The sequence below is a fragment of the Polymorphospora sp. A560 genome (genome assembly GCF_045781765.1).
In the GTDB taxonomy this organism is placed as follows: Bacteria; Actinomycetota; Actinomycetes; order Mycobacteriales; family Micromonosporaceae; genus Polymorphospora; species Polymorphospora lycopeni.
The window spans coordinates 6095497-6116876 of record NZ_CP122282.1 but is presented as its reverse complement, the minus strand read 5'-3'; the positions used below and the strand labels follow the sequence as shown (position 1 = coordinate 6116876).

The window sequence follows — 21380 nt, the reverse complement described above, 5'->3', positions numbered from 1 at the left end:
AATGGCCGACAGACGCCATTTCAGGATTCCCCGACCGACAAGACCGATCCGTCCCGCCGTCGCGGTCGCCGCGGCCGCCACCCTGCTGGCCGGCATGCTGACCGTTCCGGCCGCCACCACCGCCGCGTCCGCGGCGCCGCCCACCTGGGGCAACCGGGTGGTCAACGTCCTGGTGTTCCACGGACCCGCGGCCGAGCAGGCCGACCCGGTGAACCGGGCCACCAACATCATCCGCAAGCTCGGCAACGAGCACGGCTTCTACGTCCACCAGTCCGACGACCCGAGCGTCTTCAACCCCGAGAACCTGGCCCGCTACCGCAGCGTGGTCTTCCTCTCCGCCAACGGGGTGACCCTCAACGACACGCAGGAGGCGGCCTTCCAGGCGTACGTCAAGGGCGGCGGCGGCTTCGTCGGCGTCCACGACGCCGCGTACGCCCAACCGACCTCGGAGTGGTTCACCGGCCTGATCGGCACCCGGCCGGCGCCCAGCCTGCCGCCGTCGGAGAAGGTCGTCGAGGCCACCGCGAGCGGCAACAACCCGCCGAACGAGACCGCGCAGCACGCCTTCGACGGTTCGACGGGCACGAAGTGGCTGACCCGTACCACGACCGGCTGGCTGACCGGCAAGCTCGCCGAGCCGAAGGTGATCAGCCGGTACGCCCTGACGTCGGCCAACGACTCCCCGGGCCGCGACCCGCGCAACTGGACCCTGCGTGGCTCGAACGACGGGCAGAACTGGACCGACCTGGACAGCCGCAGCGGGCAGACGTTCCCGTCCCGGTTCCTGACCCGGCAGTTCTCCTTCGAGAACACCACGGCCTACCAGTACTACCGGCTGGACATCACCGCCAACAGCGGTGAGCCGATGATCCAGCTCGCCGAGCTGTGGCTGATCGGCGCGCAGGCGGGGCCGGCACCGGAGAGCCAGGTCCAGGAAGCCAAGGTCAACGTCACCGACCGGAACCACCCGGCCAACGACGGACTCCCGCTCACCTGGACCCGATCCGACCAGTGGATCAACTGGGACCCGAGCCCGGTCGGCCGCGTGCACACCATCGCCCAGGTCGACGAGACCAGCTACAACCCCGGCCTGAGCGGCAACGGCCCGTTCCACCCGATCTCCTGGTGCCACGACTACGACGGTGGCCGGTCCTTCTACACCGGCATGGGCCGCACCGAGGCGAGCTGGACCACCGACACCCGGTTCCGCGACCACCTGCTCGGGGCGATCCAGTGGACCTCCGGCACGGTCCGCGGCGACTGCAAGGCGACGATCGCCGCCAACTACCGGGTCGAACGGCTCACCACCACCAACCAGTCCGGCCAGATGGACCAGATCGGTGAGCCGCACGGCCTCACCATCGCCCCCGACGGCACGGTCTTCTACATCGGTCGGGGCGCCTGCGCGTCCGGCCCGATCGTCGACTGGGCGAACGAGAACGTCGGCCGCGGCTGCGGCACCATCCACCAGTGGGACCCGCGGACCAAGCAGGTCAAGCTCCTGACCACGCTGGCGGTCATGGGCAACCGGGGCAGCGGCAGCGAGCTGGTCAAGAACGAGGAGGGCCTGCTCGGCATCACCCTCGACCCGAAGTTCGCCGAGAACGGCTGGGTCTACGCCTACTGGATGCCGCACGAGTCGATCGACCGGGAGAAGCGGATCGGTCAGCGGACCATCTCCCGGTTCACCTACGACCGCGAGGCCGCCACGATCGACCAGGACACCCGCAAGGACCTGCTGAACTGGGACACCCAGATCCACAGCTGCTGCCACGCCGGTGGCGGGATGACCTTCGACAACGAGGGCAACCTCTACGTCGGCACCGGTGACAGCAACTCGTCCGGCGGCTCCAGCGGTTACTCCGGCAACAACTGGACGCAGGAGTACGCGGGCATCTCCTTCCAGGACGCCCGCCGCACCTCCGGCAACACCAACGACCTCAACGGCAAGATCCTGCGTATCCACCCGGAGGCGGACGGGACGTACACGATCCCGGAGGGCAACCTCTTCACCGGGCAGGAGGAAGGCGGCGGCAAGACCCGCCCGGAGATCTACGTCATGGGGGTCCGCAACCCGTCCCGGCTCGCCTGGGACCCGGTCAACAACTGGCTGACCGCCGCCTGGGTCGGTCCGGACGCCGCCGCCCCCAGCCCAGAGCTGGGTCCGGCGAAGTACGAGACCGCCACCATCATCACCTCCGCCGGCAACCAGGGCTGGCCGTACTGCATGGGCAACCGGCAGCCGTACCGGGACCGCAGCAACACCGACGCGACGGTCCTGACCGGCTGGTACGACTGCGACAACCTGAAGAACGAGTCGCCGCGCAACACCGGCCTGGTCAACATCCCGCCGGCCCGGGACAACATGATCTGGTACTCGCCGCAGGGCGGCGGACCGGTCTACCCGACCCGCAACGACGGCAGCGGACTGCCGTCGTACGTCACCGGCGAGGAGACGTTCACCCGTCCGTTCCTGCGTGGTGGCGGCCAGGCCGTCATGGACGGGCCGACCTACCACCGCTCGAAGGTCGACACCAACAGCGGGGTCGCCTGGCCGGCGTACTGGGACAACAAGTGGTTCATCGGTGACCAGTCGAACTCCGGTAACCGGGTCGCGGTCACCGTCGACCCGGCCAACGTACCGAGCCAGGGGGCGCCGGCCTTCGCCGAGGACCTGCGGGCGATCATCCCGGGCGGCAGCGGTGGCGCCCAGCTCCAGTCCTGGATGGACGCGAAGTTCGGCCCGGACGGCGCGCTCTACATGCTCGACTACGCGGGCGGCTTCTTCAGCCTGCACAGCAACCAGAAGCTGATCCGGATCACCTACCACGGCGGGGCGGAGACGCCCGGCCCGGAATACGCCTCGGCCCGGGTGACCGACCCGAGCCAGCCGCGTACGGTGCAGTTCTCCAGCCACCGGGTCGGCGGTGTCGCCTGGGAATGGACCTTCGGCGAGGGCAACCGGACGTCGAACCAGCCGCACCCGACGTTCACCTACAGCAAGCACGGCAGCTACCAGGCCAAGGTGAAGGTCACCTACGCCGACGGCGAGGTCGCCGAGCACACCGTCCAGGTCGACACCGGTTGTGTCGCACCCGACTCCCGCGAAACGGTGTGGCTGCTCGACAGCGACACCGAGGTGGCGAACCGGGAAGTCGGCGGCGGCTGCACGATCAACGATCTGATCGACGACGAACGGGAATGGCCCAACCAGGGTTCGTTCACCAGCCACCTCGACGAGCTGGTGGCGGCACTCACCTCCACCCGCGTGATCAGCGCCGAGGAGGCGGCCGCGCTTCGCGCCGCCGGTGCCGCGTCGCCGATCGGCCGGACCGCCGGCTACAAGCCGCTGTTCGACGGTACGGCGTACTCGCTGGCCGACTGGCGGCAGGCACCCGGCGGGTCGTTCAAGGTGCACCCGGACGGCACGATGAGCACCTCCGGCGGGCTCGGAATGCTCTGGTACGCCAAGGAGGAGTTCGCCGACTACTCGATCAAGCTGCGGTTCCGGGACAGCTCACCGGGCACCGTCCGGGCCAACAGCGGCGTCTTCGTGCGGTTCCCGGACCCGCGTACGCCGCTGGAGGAACGGCCGGCGGGCAGTTGCGGGACCATGGGCTCGGCGCGTACCTCGCCGGCCTGGGTGGCGATCTTCTGCGGCCACGAGATCCAGCTGTACGACGGGGAGACCGGCGAGACCCAGAAGACCGGCTCGGTCTACAACTTCCAGCCCAACAACCTGGAGCAGGCCCGGACCACCCCGAAGGGGGAGTGGAACGACTACGAGATCCGGGTCGTCGGACAGCGCTACACGATCATCCGCAACGGCGTGACGATCAACGTGTTCGACAACGTCCCGGGCAAGCAGTCGTCGCGGGCCGGTGACCCGTCGACGGATCTGCGCCAGTTCACCAGCGGCTTCGTCGGGCTGCAGAACCACGGCAACAACGACGTGATGGAGTTCCGCGACGTCAGGGTGCGCAAGCTCTGACCGACCGGCAGGTGCCGGGTACGGGCGGCGGCCCGTACCCGGCACCACCGTGTGTGGGTCCTGTCGGAATCGCGGCTAGGCCGTGAACCAGTCGCCGCGGACCTGCGGCGAGCCGGCCGGCACGCTCGGCGACGGCACCGGATTGTGCGCCCAGCGGACCGCGTTGGCCAGCACCCGCCGGATCTGCGGATGGTGGTAGACCGGGTAGAGTTCGTCGCCGGGGGAGAAGTAGAAGATCCGGCCGTTGCCGCGGGTGAAGCAACAGCCGCTGCGGAAGACCTCTCCGCCGGTGAACGAGCTGACGAAGACCAGCTCGTCGGGTTGAGGGATGTCGAAGAACTCCCCGTACATCTCCTGCTGCGGAATCTGGATGGGGTGCGGCACCCCTCGCGCTATGGGATGGGTCGGGTTGACGGTCCAGACCAGTTCCCGTTCGTCGGCCTTGCGCCAGCGCAGGTTGCAGCTCGTCCCCATCAGCCGCGTGAAGATCTTGGACAGGTGACCCGAGTGCAGCACGACCAGGCCCATGCCGGCCAGCACCCGCGCCTGGACGCGGGCGACGGTTTCGTCGGTGACCCGGTGATGGGCCTTGTGGCCCCACCACAGCAGCACGTCGGTGTTCTCCAGCAGCGGCTGCGGAAGACCCTGGCCGGGCTGGTCCAGCGTGGCGGTGGTGACGGTGGTGTGGCCGCCGAGCAGGTCGCGCAGCCCTTCGGCGATCGTGGTGTGCAGCCCGTGCGGGTAGATCCCGGCGACCGGGCCGCTTCGCTGCTCGTCGGTGTGCTCGTTCCAGACGGTCGCGTGGATGGCTTCTGACACCGGGTCGGCTCCTTCGACTGCCGCTCGTCACGGCTGCGGGTGTGCGGGCTTCAGGTACGTCCGGCCCACCGGGCACCCAGGCGCCGCCGCATCGCCCGGGCGCTCGCCCGGTATCCGATGGCGTCGGCGGCATGGCCGAGTTCGTGGTAGACCTCGGCCAGGGTGTCGAGACTGTTGGCAAGGTCGGGGTGGTCGGTGTCGAAGAGGCGCAGGCGCATGGCCAGGCCCTCCTCGGCGTGCCGGCGGGCCTGTTCGAGATCGCCGAGCATGCGTTCGTCCTCGGCGAGATTGTTGAGACTCCGGGCGACGTCCCGGTCGTCGGCCAGGTGTCCGCGGCGGCGGAGCCCGCGCCGGATGTCGAGCGCCTCGCGGTCCAGCGGGTGCGCCTGGGCCGCCTCCCGGCATCCCCGGTGGTCGCTGGCGAGGCTGGTGAGGCTACGGGCCAGGTGCTCGGCGGCGTTGTCGTCGCCGTTCGCGTACAGGTCCCGGCGGACCCGCAGGACGTGCGCGTCGAGGACGAGTGCCCGGCGGAACTGCCTCATCTCACGCAGGTTGTAGGCGACGTTGTGATAGCCGTCGGCGAGTTCCGCGAGGCTGAGCCGGCCGGCCCGGTGCAGCCGCCGGCGGATGCCGAGCGCCTCCCGGTGGAGGTGGAGGGCCGTCTCGGGGCTGATTCCGGTACGGAGCAGGTAACGTGCGGTTCCCAGCAGCAGGTCGGCGCGCTCCCGGGTGTCGACACGCTGCTCGCGTACCTGCCGCAGGACCGCCTGGACCCGGCCGAGCAGCGGGGGTGCAGGTCGACCAGTCGGCGGGATCCAGCGGATCCCGGGGAAAGACCGTGATCAGGTGGCCGGGAGAACTGGTGACGATCAGTTCACGGCCGATGGTCCTGGCGGTCCGCAGTACGCCCAGGCCGTGCCGCAGGCCGCGGCACAGCCGGGTGACCGGACGGAGTTCGGTGTCGTGAAGGATGTCGTGCAGGACGGCGAGCCATTCGGCGACCTGGTCGTCACGGATCTCCCTGGGGATCTCCCGGGGCAGGCGCCGGGCGGCGAGGCGTACGGGTAGCTCGGGCAACTGTGCCAGCCGGCCCCGGATCTCCTCGCTGGCCAGGTCGCAGAGCACGGCGACGACGACGGCGGCCAGGAGGGCCCATACGATGTCGATTCCGTCGGTCAGTTGTTCGAGAAGCCCGCTCATCTACAGCCCTTCTCCCGAGGGTGCGATTGCCTGACTTGGCTCGGGCCCGGACCGGTGCCGGGCGTGGTGGCGCGGCGTTTCCGTTTCAAACGTCGTCGGCGAGACGCGGGGCCCAGGCGGGACGTCCGTCCCGGTGGGGCGGTGCGTCCGATACCGCGGCCGTCGGTCGGAGCTGCTCGGTCAGCGTGACCAGTTCGCGGCGGGCGGCGTGCGCGTCCTGTGGGCTGAGCCGGTAGAAGTGGCGGGCTGGTCGGCCGGCGGCGACCGGGTCGATGTCCTCCGGCTCCCGGATGAGCCACCCGGCGCTCTGGAGGCGGGCGAGGATGGGGTAGAGCTTGCCGCTCGGGAAGCCGGTGAGCCGCATCAACTCGTAACCGTGGTGGGGTTGGGCGACGTCGTCCAGGAAGATCCGCAGGACCCTCGCGACGGCGACGGTGACTCTGACGGTCATGAGTAAAAGGCTTACATAGGGTCGGAGAGGTGTCAACGGCCGTACGTGGCGGGCCGGGGTCGGGTCGCCCCGACCCCGGCCGGCGTGCCTACAGCGAGCGCTTGTTGAGCAGGCGGTTCGGGGTACCCGACAGGCTGCCGGTCACCACCCCGACGGTGGCGTTGTTGACGATCCAGGCGTGCACGGTGGCCTGGCTCGCGTCGCCGTACGTCGCCTTGTAGAGCACCGCGATGCCGGCCGCGTGCGGCGTCGCCATCGAGGTGCCGTTCATGCTGCCGGTCCGGTTGCCCGGAAGCGTGGAGACGATCGCCGAGCCCGGTCCGTAGATGTCGACGCACGGGCCGACGGAGGAGTAGGTGGCGCGGGCGTCGGTCGACGTGCTCGCGGCCACGACGAGCGAGGCGGTGAGGTTGCGCGGCAGCCGGTCGCAGGAGTTGCCGCCGGTGTTGCCGGCCGAGGTCGCCAGGAAGACGCCCGCGTTCATCATGTTGGTCAGCGCGGTGGCCAGCGTGGCGCTGTACGTCATGTTCCACGAGGTGTTGGCCACGGCCGGCTTGATGTGGTTGTTGGTGACCCAGTTGACCGCGGCGACGGCGCCCGCGGTGCTGCCGCCGCCGGCGCAGTTCAGCCACTTGACGCCGTGCAGCCGGACGGACTTCGCCACGCCGTACGAGGTGGCGCCGATGGTGCCGGCGACGTGGGTGCCGTGGTTGTTGCAGTCGGTGTTGTTGGTGTCGACGGAGTTGAAGTCGAACGAGGCCCGGCCGCCGAAGTTGGGGTGGGCGGGGTCGACGCCGGAGTCGATGATGTACGCGTGCACGCCGGCGCCGGTCGCGTTGTAGGTGTAGCTGGCCGACAGCGGAAGGTTCGTCTGGTCGATGCGGTCGATGCCCCAGGACGGCGGGTTGGTCTGGGTGGCGTCGAGCACGTTCTCGTGCCAGGCGTTCTGCTCGATGCTCACCACGTCGGAGCTGTGCGACAGTTCCTTGACCTGGGCGGAGGTGAGGTCGGCGGCGAAGCCGTTGACCCCCTTGCCGAAGTCGACGCTGGCGTTGGCCTTCAGGGCGCGCAGGGCGACGGACGGGTCGGCGCCCTCGCGGAACGTCACGAGGTAGGAGCCGGGGATCAGGGTCGTGTTGCGGTCGACGGCGGGGGCGGTGATCGGGACCGCCGCCGCGCGGTAGGCCGCGCCGGCCGCGGCCTGGGCGGGGGCTGGCAGGGCCACGACGGTGGCCAGCGTGGTGGCGGTGGCGGCGGTGAGAGCGAGCAGGCGTGGGCGCCAGGACCTCGTGGGGGGCACTTATCCTCCCGATAAACCGGACGTCGTACTGATTTACGACGGTGAGTGTCGAGAGAATACATAGATAACGTTACATGAATCAATCCGTGGTGTGCGGTGCCGGCCCAGGTGCGGCCTTCGGCACGGGGCGGATCCCCCGTCGCCGCGCGGATAATGATTTGCGGATCTCGCTACGGAATGTAGCGTCCACCGCGCGCAGAGCCGCCCGTACGGCGTGGCTGGAGTACGTCTCACGAGAGGCTCGTCGGAGCATGACAGTCGGGCGGACCACGACGACGCCGGCGCGCAGCCGGGGCGGGGCGGTGCTGATCGGCGCCCTGGTGGTCGACTCCATCGGCAACGGGTTGTTCCTGCCGCTGGGACTCATCTTCTTCACCCGGGTCACCGACGTGCCGCTCGCCCTCGTCGGCGTACTGCTCAGCGCCGCCAACCTGATGCAGCTGCCGGTCCCGCTGGTCGCCGGGGCGCTGGCCGACCGGTTCGGGGCCCGCCCGCTGGTCGTGCTGGCCCAGGTGTTGCACGCGACCGGCTACCTCGCCGCCGGGCTGGTGACCGGCCCGGCCGGCATCCTGGTCGCGGCCGTGCTGACCGCGCTCGGCGTGCGGTTCTTCTGGTCGACGATCTTCACCCTGATCGCCGACTACGTCGACGGCCGGCCCGGCACGACGAGCAGGGACTACTGGTACGGCTGGGCCAGCATGTCACGGACCGCCGGCCTGGGCATCGGTGGCGTCCTGACCGGAATCGTCATCGCCAGCCCCGACACCGACGCGGGTGTCTTCCGGATGATCGCGTTCGGGGCGGCCGCCTGTTTCGCGGTCGCGGCGGTGGTCATCGCCGTCGCCGTACGGGCACCGGGGGGCACGGCGCACGGTACGGCGACCCTGGCGGGCTACCGTGAGTTGCTGCGCGACCGGCCCTACCTGGGGCTGATCGGGGTCAACGCCGTCTTCGCGCTGTCGACGATCATGCTGGCCCTGGCCCTGCCGACCGTGGTGGTGATCCAACTCGACGCGCCGGCCTGGCTGGTGTCCGGCATCCTGGTCGGCAACACGGTCGTGGTGTCACTGGTGACGGCGCCGGTCGTGCTGCGGCTACGGCCGTACCGGCGCACCCGCGTCCTCGCCGTGGCGGCGCTGCTCTGGGCGTCGTGGAGCGTGCCGCTGGCGCTCCTGCGGCCCGGACAGTCGTGGTGGGTGGTGCCCGTTCTGGCCGGCGCGACCGTGCTCTACACCGCGGCGTCGGTCGTGCACGCGCCGGTCTCGGCGGGCCTCGCCGCGGCCGCCGCACCGCTCGCCACCCGCGGCCGCTACCTGGCGACCTTCCAGTACTCGTTCACCCTCGCCGAGATCGTCGGCCCCGGCTTCTTCACCACGCTCTTCGCGATCCGGCACGGGCTGCCGTGGCTCGCGCTCGCGGCGCTCAACGGCCTCGCGGTCGTGGCGCTGCTGACCCTGGAGCGGCGCCTGCCGGCCCCGGCGCTGCGCGACGGATGACCGCGCCGGACGCCCGGTGACGGCGCCGCGCGGCCAGCGACCACGGCGCCGCCCGCGACGGTGCCACCGGCTGCTGCGGCCGGCGGCGACGGTGCCACCCGCGCCGGTGTCGCCGGCCGGAACGGCCGGCGGCACCGGCGCACCGTCAGTCCGTGCCCAGCATCGCCCGCTCGGCCGCGGTGAACGTCGGACCGTCCGGCGCCGGCCGGCGCGGCCCGAGCAGCGTGGCCAGGGCGACCCGCGGCCGGACGAGCCGGTTCGCCTTCGCCGAGAGGGTGAGCACCTCGACGAGTTCGCGGGCCACGTCCGGCCGGTCCAGGGCGGTCCGCATCAGCCGGGTCTGGTAGCGCCACAGCATCCGTTCGGCCCGCCCGGGTGGGCGGCCACGCGCCCCGGGAAACCGTACGTCGGTGCCGGTGGCGTGTTCCCACGCGGCCGACGCGGTGGCCGCGATCCGGCGCTGGACCGTACGCGCCAGCCCGGTCCGCGGCCCGGCCCCGGCCAGCGCCGCGCCGAGGGCGGCGGCACCGTGCGCGGCGACCGACATGCCGTGGCCGTACACCGGGTTGTAGCTGGCGACGGCGTCGCCGAGGACCACGAATCCGTCCGGCCAGGCGGGCAGGCGTTCGAAGCGGCGCCGGCGGTTGGCGGTGCTGTTGGTGACCGTGACCGGGCCCAGCGGCTCGGCGTCGGCGATGAGGTCGGCGACGACCGGGTGCCGCATCCCACGGGCGAAGGCGACGAAGTCCCGCTCGTCGGCCGACGGCCGGCCACCGCGGGTGCCGGAGAGCGTGACCAGCCACCGGCCGTCCTCGATCGGCATCAGGGCGGCGGTCTGGCCGGGCCGGTCCTGCCCGGGGTCGGCCTGGATGTTCACGATCGGGAACCGGTGCGCCGCCGCGGCCGGGGCCCGGAAGACGCGGGTCGCGTACCGCAGTCCGGAGTCGACGACGTCCTCGGCGACCTCGGGCACGCCGAGCGACCGCAGCCAGTGCGGGGCGCGGGAACCCCGGCCGGTCGCGTCGACGACCAGACCGGCGTCCAGCGTCCGCCCGGTGTCGTCGTCCAGGTCCTCGACGCGTACGCCGGTGACCCGGCGGCGGTCGCCGCGTAGCCCGGTCGCCTCCGTACGGTCCACCAGGCGTACCCCGGGCAGGGCGAGCACCTGCTCGCGGACGACCCAGTCCAGCAGCCCGCGGCTGCAACTGATCACGAAGTGGTCGCTGGTCCAGCGGGGCAGCCAGCCGCCGGGAAGCAGCATGACGTAGCCGTCCGGCAGCCCGATCCGGTGCGCGCCGGCGGCGAGCCACCGGTCGGTGGTGCCGGGCAGGATCGACTCGATGATCCGGGCGCCGCTCGACATCAGGACGTGGGCGTGCTGGCCCTGGGGCAGGCCGCGCCGGGGCCGTGGTCCGGGTTCGAGCCGGTCCCGTTCGACGACGGTGACGTCGCCGATGCGCGGGTGCCGGGCGAGTACGGCGGCGGCGAGCAGACCGGCGATCCCGGCGCCGAGTACGACGGCGGGTGTGGTTGCCATGGCTCATCTCCGTTCGAGGACTGGTCGGTTCGGGTCGCCGTACGCCGGGGTCTCGTCGCCGAGTTCGGCGGTCAGCCGCGACAGCCGGTCGAGGGTCTGGTCCCGGTGCTGGTCCAGCCAGCCGGCCCGGGCGGTCACACAGATGGCGCCGGCGATCTGGCCGTAGCGGCGCAACGGCACGGCGAGGGTGTTCCAGCCGGCGACCGGCGACGGGCCGTAGGTGTGGCCGCCGCCGGCCCGGCCCCGCCCCCCGGTGTCCGCCCCGCCGCGCCGGCCGTTGCCGGCCGGGCCGCCGGCCGCCATGTGCGCCAGGATCAGCCGGCCGGGCGCGTCGACGGTGAGCGGGGCGCAGAACACCATGTCGGTGGCGAGCAGCCGTTCGGCGTCGCTGAGCAGTTCGTCGTGCTCCGGGGCGAAGTACGCCAGGCAGTACCGCATCGGCGGGTCGAGGACGAGGGGAACGTAGAGCAGGACGGACTGGCCGGTGCTCTCCTGGAGTGCGGCCAGGCCGAGCCGGATCCGGCGGGAGACGGCGAGCGGCAGGCTCACCGGCACGGTCGGCTCCTGCGTCGCGGCACCCTGGTCGCGCCACCTGATCAGGGCGTACCGGCCGCGCTGGGCCTTGGTCACGGTCCCGGCGCGGATGCCCGCCTGGAGGATGCGATGGGCGGTCGACGGGCCCAGCCGGGCCTGGGCGGCCACGTCACGCAGCCGGTGCGGCCCGGGGCCGAGCGACTCCAGGGCATCGAGAAGCTCGAAGACCCGGTCGTTTGAGGTTCGTGCGAAATCTAGGCCCATCGTCACGCTGACGTTCTCCTTACGTACTGATGTGTTGAGTGGGCGCGTGGCCGGCCGCGATGGCGGCCGGCCACGCCGCCCGTGCCGTGCGGTCAGAACATTCCGTTGGGGACACGGGCCGTTTCCGGTACGGGCTGCTCCACGTCCCAGTGCTCGATCAGCCGCCCGTCCTCGATCCGCCAGAGGTCGACGACGGCCAGGCCGGGACCGGTGTCGTCGCGCAGCCGCATGTGGTGGTGTACGGCGACCAGGTCGCCGTCGGCGAGGATCCGCTTGATGTCGGAACTGCCGCCGGCGAAGGCGGCCTCGCGCAGGTGGTCGACGTAGGCGTCGCGGCCCGACGGCGCGTCGGGGCTGTGCTGCCGGAACCGCTCGTGGATGAGTTCGGTGACGGCGTCGAGGTCGCGGTGGACGAAGAACTGCTCGTAGAGGCGCCGGACGAGTTCCTTGTTGTGTGCGGGCGTGGTCATGCGGTGTCCCTTCCTTCGACGGGGGTTTCCCAGTGGACCGGCAGCCGGTGCAGGCCGTGGAAGTCCATTGAGTCCTTGATCTGCGGCGCCCGCGCCTCGTCGGCGAGACGCAGGCCGGGCAGCCTGCCCAGGAGGCCGGCGAGGGCCGTACGCAGCGTGGTGCGGGCGAGGTAGTGCCCGAGGCACTGGTGCGGGCCGAACCCGAACGCCAGGTGCCGGCGGGCGTCGGCGCGGGCCAGGTCGAGGGTGTCCGGTTCGGTGAAGCGCCGCGGGTCGGCGTTCGCGGCCGGCAGGCCCAGGACGACGCCCTCGCCGGCCCGGACGATCCGGTCGCCGACCTCGATGTCGGCGGTCGCGACCCGGGCCAGCCCGAGCTGGATGATGCTGTGGAAGCGCAGCAGTTCCTCGACCGCGTTCTGCTGCCCCTGCGGGCCGGCGGCCAGGAAGTCCGCGCCGGCCGCCGGATCGTCCAGCAGGGTCCACGCGCTCAGCGCGAGCATGTTCGCCGAGGTGTCGTGGCCGGCGGCGACCAGCAGCACGAGGTTGTCCACCACCTCCTCGTCGGTGAGCCCGCCGGTGGTGACGAGCCGGCTGGCGAGGTCGTCGCGGGCCCGGCGGCGCCGGTCCCCGACCAGGTCGGCGACCAGGGCGGTGATCGCCGCGCTCGCCGCCGCCTTCTGCCCGGCCGAGCGGGTGCCGTCGGTGAGCACGTGGGTGTTGTGTTCGAAGACCTCGTGCGACTCGTAGCCGAGGCCGATCACGTGGCAGATGGTGCGCGAGGCGACCGGCAGCGCGAACCGTTCGACGAGGTCGGCCGGTACCGGCCCGGCCAGCAGGCCGTCGACGGCCCGGTCGACGATGCGGTCCAGTTCCGGTTGCATGCGTGCCACGGCCGGGACGGAGAACTCGGCGCCGAGGACGCGGCGGAGCCGTTCGTGCGCGGCGCCGTCCAGCCCGATCAGCGAACGGCTCAGCGGCGGCACCTCGACCGCCGACCCGAAGGCCGGATAGCCGGGGTGGGTGGAGTCGGAGCTGAGCGCGGGGTGCCGCAGCAGGCGCCGTACGTCGTCGTAGCGGGTGACGAGCCAGGCGGGGCGGCCGCCGGGGAGCACGACCGGGGTGACCGGTGCCTCCTCGCGCCACCGCGCGTACTCCGGTGGTGGCCGCAGCGGGCAGGACCGCTCGGCGGGATAGCGGTTCATGCGGCGGCTCCGGTGAGGGCCTCCACGTCGGCGGCGGCCCGCAGCAGGTGGTGGTCGCTGCCCGGGGCACCGACGAGTTGCAGACCGACGGGATGGCCGGCGGCGGTCCGGCCGCACGGCACCGTGACGGCCGGGCAGCCGGCCATCGGGGCGAGGGTGGCGAGCGGCCAGACCGCGGCGGCCCGGTCCAGGTGCGGCCGGTCCGGGTACGGGCTCGGGCGGTCGGGGACCGGCCACGGCGGTACGCCGAACGTGGGGATGGCGAGGATGTCGTAGCGGCCGAGGAAGGCCGCCGCCGTCCGCCGGAACCCGGCCCGGGTCCGCCGGGCGGCGGCGAGGCGGTCGGCGGTGACGCGCCGGCCGGCCGCCACCTCGGCCCGCAGCACCGGGCCGACGGCGGTGCGGTGCCGGTCTACCCGGTCGCCGTGCAGCAGCGCGGCCCGGTGCGCCAGCAGGGTCAGGCCCGCGTCGTGTACGCCGTCGACGTCCGGCGCGTCCGGCTCGACCCGGTAGCCGGCGTCGGGCAGCCGCTCGGCGGCGCGGGTGCACAGCCGCCGTATCTCGGGGTCGACGGGGACGGTGCCGCCGAGGTCGGCGCTGAACGCGACCCGTGGTTCGCGGGACCAGGCGGGAGCCCGGACGGGTTCGGCGACCATGGCCGCGAACAGCAGCCCGGCGTCGGCGGCGGTGCGGGCCAGCGGGCCGTGGACCTCGAACCCGACCGGGTCGGTGGTGCCGGCGGGCACGAGCCCGGGCGTGGGGCGCAGGCCGACGACGCCGCAGAAGGCGGCCGGTATCCGGATCGAGCCGGCGGTGTCGGTGCCGTGCCCGCACCAGATCTCGCCGGCGGCGACCGCGGCCGCCGCCCCGCCGCTCGACGCTCCACAGGAGACGGTGGCGTCGACCGGGTTGACGGTACGCCCGGACAGTTCGTTGACGGTGTCGGCACCGGCGCAGAACTCCGGCAGCGCGGTCTTGCCGACGACGATCGCGCCGCGGCGCTCGATCCGTTCCACCAGCGGGTCGCAGCGGGTCGGCACGTTGTCGCGGTAGGCGGGGGAGCCGTACGTCGTCGGCACCCCGGCGACGTCGACGACGTCCTTCACCAGCACCGGCAGGCCGGCGAGCCAGGCCGGGTGCCCGGCCTCGGCGGCGTCCGCGCAGAGCCGGTGCGCCCGGGCCCGGGCGCGGGCCAGGCAGGCGGTGGTGAGGGCGTTGACGACCGGTTCGGCCTCGGCGAGGCGGACCTCGACCGCGTCGAGCAGTTCGAGCGGGCTCACCTGCCGGTCGCGGAGCGCCTCGACGACCCGTACGGCGCTCAGGCGCAGCAGCTCATCCATTGCCGCCACCGGGAAGCGGCCACTTCGCGTGGGCGGCCCGGCGACCGAACTGGTGCACCTCGGTCCGGAAGCCGGCCGGGACGCGCCGGACGAGTACGTCCGCCGGGTGGTCGAGTTCGACGAACCGGAGGAACCGCGCCGACATCGACATCGGCGTGAAGTACGGGTCGCCGGACTCGGCGACCACCGCCTGCCGCATCGCCTCGGTCAGCAGCATGCCCGGGGTGTGGTCGGTGGGGTTGTCGAAGAAGTTGGCGTGCCCGGGGTCGATCCGCAGCCGGTAGGCCGTGCCGTCGGCGGACTCTCCGCCGGGGGAGAGGACGACGTCGCCGGGGGAGAGGACGACGTCGCGTTCGAGGGCCCGGCCGACGGTGCGCGGCGCGACGGCCGGGCCGGGCACGACGTCGGCGACCACGACCTCCAGCGGGTCCCGGCCCCGGACCTTGAGGTAGCGGTCGGCCGGCGGCACGACCGCCTGGCCGCCGCCGCTGCCGACCAGGCGGCCGTCGCGGTACATCCGGCACGACACCTGCGTCTGCATGATCGTGTGGCCGTCCGGTTCCTCGTGGTCGCACTCGACGGTGACGACGAGTTCGGTCGGCTCGTCGGTGATCGCGAGCCCGTCCGGCTCGGCGGTGTAGTGCACCGAGCGCATGATCTGCATGGTGGCCAGCGGTACGTCGTCGAGGACGTGGGCGAGCAGCAGCGAGCCCTGCCGGAGGGTCTCCAGGACCAGCAGCGGGTCGTGCCGGGCCGGGTCGAGCAGGCTGTAGTAGCCGCCGAGGCGGGGCCAGACCGCGCCGGCGGTCACCGTCGTCGCGGTCCTGGTCCAGCTGGTGATCAGTACGGTCGTGGTGTCGCCCCGGTCGACCAGGGCGCGGGGCACGGTCTGGTCGAACGTGATGCCGGTGGTCATGCTGTCTCCTTCGGGGTGGTGGTCGGGCCGGATGCGGTGGTGGCCGGGCCGGGGTCGGCGCTGACCGCGGCCGGGGTGAAGCCGGTGCCGGTGTGCCGCAGGCAGACGGCGCCGTGCGGCGGCACCTCGACGGCGACGGCGGCGCCGCGCAGTGTGCGGCGGACGGTGACCGGCCGCGGGCCGAGGTTGAACACGAACACGGCCAGCGGCTGCCCGGCGGCGTCGACGTGGACGAACGCCACGGCCGGGTCGGTGTCGGGGTGGGCGTGCCGGGGTGGCGGGAGCAGCCGCAGCAGCGGCGTGAGGTCCGGCGTGTCCGGCCGGAACACCGGCAGCGGGCCGGGCGGGCCGCCGGCCGTCCCGGCGAGCAGCACCACCGGGTGGCCGGCGGCGCGGTGGTCGCGGATCAGTTCCGCCAGCCTCGGGTCCGGGCCGGCCGGTCCGACCGGTACGAGCCAGGGCACACCGGCACCGGCGTCGGCCGCGTTCGTCTCGGTGACCACGTCGAGCTGGAACTGGTGCCGCTCCATCAGGTCGACGGCGAGCCCGGCCACGGTAGGCAGCGCGGGCGCGGCCGGGGCACTGTCGCCGGGCCACGCCTCGGCGCGGGCGACGGCCTCGGGGACCAGCAGGACGGCGTCGGCGGCGAACCGGGCGCCGGCCAGTCCAGCGTGCGGCGCGCGGACCAGGTCGCGCAGCGCGTGCAGGGCGTGCAGGTTGGCGCCGGCGGTGCCGTCCTCGCGCAGCGGGGCACCCGGGCAGTACGGCGGCGCGTAGTCCAGCGGGTCCAGGCCGTCGGCGCGTACGCCGTCGGGGGCGAGGTCGATCAGCGGACCCCAGTGCCCGGTGGCGCAGGCGGTGTAGACGCTGCAACTGCGCGAGCCGAGCGCCAGCGCCAGCAGCGACTGGAACAGCGCGTTGCCGGGGCGGGCGAAGGCGGGGTCGGTCCAGGTGAACCCCCAGTTGTCCTCGACGTTGCTGGACCGGCGGGTCCGTACGCCGAACCAGTGCGACGCGAACGCGGCCCGGGACCTCGCCGGGTTGCCGACCCAGGCGGTGTAGCCCTCGCGCAGGCCGGTCTCGTCCAGCCGGGCGGTACGCAGCAGCCACGCCGCGGCGCCGCCGGCCGGGCCGTCCAGCGCCGGCAGGGGCAGGTTGACCGTCGCCACCCGGCGGGTTTCCGGGGACAGGTCGGCGGCGAGGTCGAGGTACCGCTCGCGCAGCAGTTCGCCGCCGTACCAGGCCCAGGCCGCCCGCAGCGGCGGTGGCCAGTCGGCGGGCCGGGTGTCGCGTACCGTGGCGGCGAGCGCGGAGCCGGCGGCCCGCAGCCGCTGCGCGAAGGCGGCGAGCACGGGGGCCGCGAAGTCGTGCGCGGTCGCCGGCCGGTTCGCGTCGCTGTAGATGCCCTCGTTGCCGATCTGGACGGCGACGACCGGCCCGTGCGGGGCGAGCGTACGCGCCAGGACCTGCCGGTCGACCGCGGCCAGCCAGTGCCGGACCTCGGCCCGGAACCGGGGGCAGGACAGGCTCGGCAGCGGCAGCCCCTGCGACGTGACCGGCCGGCCGGCCACGTCGAGGACGGCGGTGTACGCCGGGTCGGTGGCGGGGCTGACCCGGTCGGGCAGGCCGCCCAACTGCACCTCGGCGTGGATGAACGGCCCCGGCTTGAGCAGCACGCCCAGGCCGGCGCTCTGCGCGAGGGCGATCAGCCGCAGCAGGTCCCGCTGCGGTTCGCGGGCGCCGGTGAAGTCGTACCGGCGCGGGGCGACCTCGTGGAAGCGCCACGGCAGGTAGCAGGTGACGACGTCGATGCCGGCGTCGGCCAGCGCCGCCAGGTTCGGCCCCCAGCGGTCGGGGTCGGCGCGGTAGTACGGGTACTCGCCGTAGACGACCGGTCGGGGGCTCATCGGCCACCGCCGGTGGTGATGACGACCTTCATGCCGCTGTACGGCGCGGCCGCGCCCGGGGCGATGCCGAGGGTGTCGAGCGCGTCGGCGAAGTCGTCCAGCCGTACGTGGTGGCTGACGATCCCCTCCAGCGGCAGGTCCCGGGCCAGTTCGACGGCGCGGACGAAGATGTGGCTGTTGTAGTCGCCGGCCCCGATGACGCTCAGCCCGCGCCGGAGCAGGTCGAGGGGGCGCAGGGTGGCGGTCGCCCGCTCGTGGAAGCCCATGACGACGATCCGGCCGGCGTCGTCGGCGATCTCGCAGGCCCGCTCGAGCAGCGGGCCGACGGTGTCGACGACCAGGGCCGCCGACCGGGCGGCGACCAGGTCGGGTTCGGTGACGGTGACCGCGCTGCCGGGGATGCCGGCGAAGTAGGTCCGTGCGGCGGCCCGGCGGTAGGGGTCGGGTTCGGCGAGCCGGGCCCGGGCGCCGGCGTGGTCGGCGAGCAGGGCGACCAGGACGCCGATCGGCCCGCCGCCGAGGACGACGACCTCGTCGCCGGTCCGCAGCCGGCCCGCCGCCAGGTTGTTCATGACGCAGGCGAGCGGTTCGACCAGTACGGCGCGGTCGTAGGACATGCCGTCCGGCAGCCGGTGGAGGAACCGCTCCTCCAGCCGCAGGTGTTCGGCGAAGGCGCCGTCGCGGTCGATGCCGATCTCGTTGCCGGCCTTGTGCAGGCAGAAGTTCAGGGCGCCGCGCCGGCACCACCGGCACAGGCCACAGTAGAGGGTCGGGTTCGCCACCACCCGGTCGCCGGGTGCGAGCGTGGTCACGCCGGCACCGACCTCGACGACCTCGCCGACCGCCTCGTGTCCCATGACCACACCGGGCACGGCCGGGAACTTCCCCAGCAGCACCCCGCGGTCGGTGCCGCAGAAGCCGGTCTGCACGACGCGTACGACGACGTCGTCGGGGGCGGTGACCCGTGGCCGTGGACGGTGGACCAGCCGCAGGGTGCGGTCCGGTTGCAGGACGAGGGCCTTCACGCGAATCCTCCGGAGTGCCAGCGGATGTTGTCGAGCAGGGCGCGGTGCAGCGCCGGGGTGGCCGCCGCGACGCACGACCGCTGACCGGCCGGGTCGACGGCGAGCAGCGGCATGTCGTCCAGCGGGGCGCCGTAGCCGTCGGTCACCGTGACCCCGGCCCGCCGGGCCAGGTAGACGGCGGCGGCGATGTCGTACGGGAAGAGGTGCAGGATGTTGCCCCGGCCGGCCCGGCGGAACGCGGCCTCGGTGCCCGGGTGGTCGCGCAGGATCCGGTTGCCGACGTCGACGAACGCGTCGAGCTGGCCGGTGACGATCCGGGTGATCGAGTACGAGGCGCTGTTGAACACGAACACCCCGCCGGTGTTCGCCGACGCGTCCACCAGGTGCGCGTACGCCTCGCACATCAGGCGCATCGGGTGCCCGTTGAACTCCAGCGACCAGAACATCCGGGTCAGGTCGGTGTTCGGGCTGAGCCGGGGCACCGGCCACGGGTAGCCGGCCGTTTCGACCCCGGTGGTGTCGTCGGCGTACAGCCACGCGCCGGTCTTCAGCTCCAGCACGTGGGCGGCGGTCACGTCGCGCAGCGTCGGCCGGCCGTCGCCGATCGGTGCCGCCGCGATCGAGACGGTGCCCATCTCCAGCCCGGCCGACGCCGGCCGGGTGCCGTCGATCGGGTCGACGACGAGGACGTGGCGGGGGTCGGAGCCGGTGGTCCGGGTTCCCTCGTCCTCGGTGTGCACCGCGACCGGGACGTGCGCGTGCCGGCACACGTACTCCCACACCGCCCGCTCGGCGACCTTGTCGATGTCGAACTGGGCGTCGCCGCCCGGCGCGTCGCCGAGGACCGCCCGCCCGCCGGCCGGAACGATCCCGGCGAGCGCGTCGCGCACCGCCCGTGCGGTGCCGGTGAGCAGCGCCCTCATGTGGCGACCTCGCGCAGCAGGGCGTCCAGGCGGTCGCAGATCAGGTCCGCCTCGTCGAGGGTGAGGATGAGCGGCGGGCGGATCTTCAGCACGTTGCCGTGCCCGTACCGGGAGGTGCGCAGCACCAGCCCGTGCCGCATCCCCCGCTCGGCCAACTCGCCGGTCAGCGCCACCGCCGGCGCGTTGCCGGGCAGCACCAGCTCCACGCCGATCATGAGGCCGACGCCCCGTACGTCGCCGATCGCGCGGTACCGCCGCTGGAGGTCCCGCAGCCGGGCCATGATGTGGTCGCCGGTGGCGCGTACGTTGGCCAGGAACTCCGGCCGCGCCACGATGTCCAGCGTCACGGCGGCGGCCGCGGCGGCCAGCGCGTTGGCGCCGTACGTGAACGAGTGGTGGTGTGCGGGCAGCCCGGCCAGCCGTTCGCTGGTCAGGATGCCGGCGATCTGGGCGCCGCTGCCGCCGAGCCCCTTGCCGACGGTGATCGCGTCCGGCTCGACGCCGAAGTGCTGCGCCGCGAACATCCGCCCGGTACGGCCGATCCCGGTCTGGATCTCGTCGAAGATGAGCACGATGTCGTGCCGGTCGCAGAACTCCCGCAATCGCGGCAGATAGCCGTCCGGCGCCACCACGTTGCCGCCGTTGCCGGAGATGGGTTCGACGATGACGGCGGCGACCTGACCGCCGCTGGCGTACTCGAGGAAGTCGTCGATCCGGTCCACGCACATCAGCGCGCAGCTCTCCCGCCGCTGTCCGTAGAAACAGCGGAAGCAGTACGGATCGGGAACCTGCACCGAGCCCGGATAGAGGATCGGGAACGGGGCCTTGCGGAATGCGTTCCCCGACATCGACGTCATCATCATCGTCTGTCCGTGGTGGCTGCGGAAAAGCGTCACGACCTCCCGCCGTCCGGTCGCCCGCTGGGCCATCTTGACCGCGCCCTCGTTCGCCTCCGAACCGCCGCCGACCTTGAGGTGGACCTGCACCAGGTTGGGCGGCGACTCCTCGACCAGCCGCCGTACGGTGCGGCTGACCGGGTCCACCTGGAACGTCGAGGTCGTGTGGATGAGGTTCGCGGACTGCTGCCGGATCGCCTCGACCACCGCCGGATGCGAGTAGCCCAGGCTGAGGTTGAACGTTCCGGAAGCGCAGTCGATGTACGCCCGCCCGTCCTCGTCGTACAGATAGATTCCCTCTCCGCGAACCATTCTGGTGTCGCTGACCGGGTAATAGAACGCGTCACGTATTGACGTATCCATTCCACCTCGATTCGGTATTCCAAAACCGCCCGTGGCGGCAATGCCCACCAAGCATGAGTACGGATAACAGTGATGTCAATGAATCATCCGGTTGTTCCGTGAGGCGCCGAAAGGGCGCGCGGAATTCCGCCAGCGGGAAGCATTCCATTCATCTGCGGTCCGGTGTGGATACGGCGGGCCGCCGCCGGTGGCCGCGGAGTCCGTCGGGCGTGCCGCCGGTCGGGGAGCGCCGGGTGCCGGCGGCGGTGCGGGCGCCGGCGGCCGCGACCCCGAGCGGGCGGGGCCGGTGGGCGGAGTGTGTCCCGAGGATTTCCCGGGTCCGGTGCCAGGGCGGGGGTGCGCCCGCCGTGCCGAATCCGTCTACGTGCGACGGTCGTGACTATCCCGGGATTTCGTCGGGTCGGTTTCTCCCATTACCGGTCGTGTCAACAGGTTCCCAATTCCGGGTCCGGTGTGGGACGACGGTCGGAGTGTCGGAGGTCATGTGCGGCGGGTCGGTCGGCCCCGGTGCCCGGCCCGCCGTCGGGCCGGCCCGGGCTCGGGCGCCACGGTCCCGGGGGCTGGTCGGCGTCCGGTCGTCGCAGGTGGGCCGGCTCGCGTCGGGCGCGGGCCGGTCGGTCCAGCCCGTCCTCGTGGTGGAGAGATGGGGTGACACAACGGCGCACGGTGGCCGAAACCTCTCGAACCGCTTGTCCCCATCCAATGCGGCATATTGACCTGTATCAAGCAGATGTCAAGCCTTGAAT

The 21380-nt window shown here is 72.7% G+C and carries 16 protein-coding genes; 2 read left to right on the top strand and 14 right to left on the bottom strand.

Features of this window, described 5'->3' with window-relative positions; translation table 11 throughout:
- The first annotated feature begins 1 nt into the window (after position 1).
- On the top strand, positions 2-3991 hold the full coding sequence (locus tag QCD66_RS27705) for a ThuA domain-containing protein (RefSeq protein WP_375735026.1): 3990 nt from the start codon (positions 2-4) through the stop codon (positions 3989-3991).
- A gap of 75 nt (positions 3992-4066) precedes the next feature.
- Here QCD66_RS27705 and QCD66_RS27700 read toward each other — a convergent pair whose 3' ends face one another.
- From QCD66_RS27700 to QCD66_RS27685, 4 genes are all read right to left on the bottom strand, one after another.
- Complete coding sequence (locus tag QCD66_RS27700; protein WP_375735027.1) at positions 4067-4810, bottom strand: ThuA domain-containing protein; 744 nt, start codon at positions 4808-4810, stop codon at positions 4067-4069.
- 50 nt (positions 4811-4860) lie between these two features.
- Positions 4861-5427 (bottom strand): tetratricopeptide repeat protein, encoded by a 567-nt coding sequence (locus tag QCD66_RS27695; protein ID WP_407567260.1) that lies wholly within the window; start codon positions 5425-5427, stop codon positions 4861-4863.
- A gap of 668 nt (positions 5428-6095) precedes the next feature.
- Positions 6096-6461, bottom strand: a complete 366-nt coding sequence (locus QCD66_RS27690) for a PadR family transcriptional regulator (protein WP_375735028.1) — start codon at positions 6459-6461, stop codon at positions 6096-6098.
- 88 nt (positions 6462-6549) lie between these two features.
- The gene (locus tag QCD66_RS27685) at positions 6550-7761 is read right to left on the bottom strand and encodes a S8 family peptidase (protein ID WP_364222214.1); all 1212 of its coding nucleotides are present in this window, start codon (positions 7759-7761) and stop codon (positions 6550-6552) included.
- A gap of 251 nt (positions 7762-8012) precedes the next feature.
- Between QCD66_RS27685 and QCD66_RS27680 the strand changes: the two genes are divergently transcribed.
- Entirely contained in the window at positions 8013-9257 is a 1245-nt protein-coding gene (locus QCD66_RS27680; RefSeq protein ID WP_375735030.1) for an MFS transporter, read from the top strand.
- 145 nt (positions 9258-9402) lie between these two features.
- Here the strand turns inward: QCD66_RS27680 and QCD66_RS27675 are convergent, their stop codons facing one another.
- From QCD66_RS27675 to QCD66_RS27630, 10 genes are all read right to left on the bottom strand, one after another.
- A complete protein-coding gene (locus QCD66_RS27675) occupies positions 9403-10794 on the bottom strand; it encodes an FAD-dependent monooxygenase (protein WP_364222219.1) in 1392 nt (463 codons plus the stop codon).
- A 3-nt stretch (positions 10795-10797) separates the two neighbouring features.
- Positions 10798-11592, bottom strand: coding sequence for a helix-turn-helix domain-containing protein (locus QCD66_RS27670; RefSeq protein WP_407567259.1), 795 nt, complete (start codon positions 11590-11592; stop codon positions 10798-10800).
- A gap of 92 nt (positions 11593-11684) precedes the next feature.
- Positions 11685-12062: a nuclear transport factor 2 family protein gene (locus QCD66_RS27665; RefSeq protein WP_364222222.1), complete on the bottom strand. Its 378-nt coding sequence runs from the start codon at positions 12060-12062 to the stop codon at positions 11685-11687.
- Entirely contained in the window at positions 12059-13264 is a 1206-nt protein-coding gene (locus QCD66_RS27660; RefSeq protein WP_364222225.1) for a cytochrome P450, read from the bottom strand. Before QCD66_RS27660 ends, QCD66_RS27665 begins: the two co-directional genes overlap by 4 nt.
- A complete protein-coding gene (locus QCD66_RS27655; protein WP_375736712.1) occupies positions 13261-14604 on the bottom strand; it encodes an amidase in 1344 nt (447 codons plus the stop codon). The genes QCD66_RS27660 and QCD66_RS27655 overlap by 4 nt, the downstream gene beginning before the upstream one ends.
- Positions 14597-15520 (bottom strand): ScbA/BarX family gamma-butyrolactone biosynthesis protein, encoded by a 924-nt coding sequence (locus QCD66_RS27650; RefSeq protein ID WP_375736713.1) that lies wholly within the window; start codon positions 15518-15520, stop codon positions 14597-14599. Before QCD66_RS27650 ends, QCD66_RS27655 begins: the two co-directional genes overlap by 8 nt.
- Positions 15517-17427 (bottom strand): beta-galactosidase, encoded by a 1911-nt coding sequence (locus QCD66_RS27645; protein ID WP_375736714.1) that lies wholly within the window; start codon positions 17425-17427, stop codon positions 15517-15519. Before QCD66_RS27645 ends, QCD66_RS27650 begins: the two co-directional genes overlap by 4 nt.
- A complete protein-coding gene (locus tag QCD66_RS27640; RefSeq protein WP_375736715.1) occupies positions 17424-18452 on the bottom strand; it encodes a zinc-binding dehydrogenase in 1029 nt (342 codons plus the stop codon). The genes QCD66_RS27645 and QCD66_RS27640 overlap by 4 nt, the downstream gene beginning before the upstream one ends.
- Complete coding sequence (locus tag QCD66_RS27635) at positions 18449-19375, bottom strand: inositol monophosphatase family protein (RefSeq protein ID WP_375736716.1); 927 nt, start codon at positions 19373-19375, stop codon at positions 18449-18451. Before QCD66_RS27635 ends, QCD66_RS27640 begins: the two co-directional genes overlap by 4 nt.
- Positions 19372-20583: an aspartate aminotransferase family protein gene (locus QCD66_RS27630; protein ID WP_364222243.1), complete on the bottom strand. Its 1212-nt coding sequence runs from the start codon at positions 20581-20583 to the stop codon at positions 19372-19374. Before QCD66_RS27630 ends, QCD66_RS27635 begins: the two co-directional genes overlap by 4 nt.
- Positions 20584-21380 lie beyond the last annotated feature (797 nt).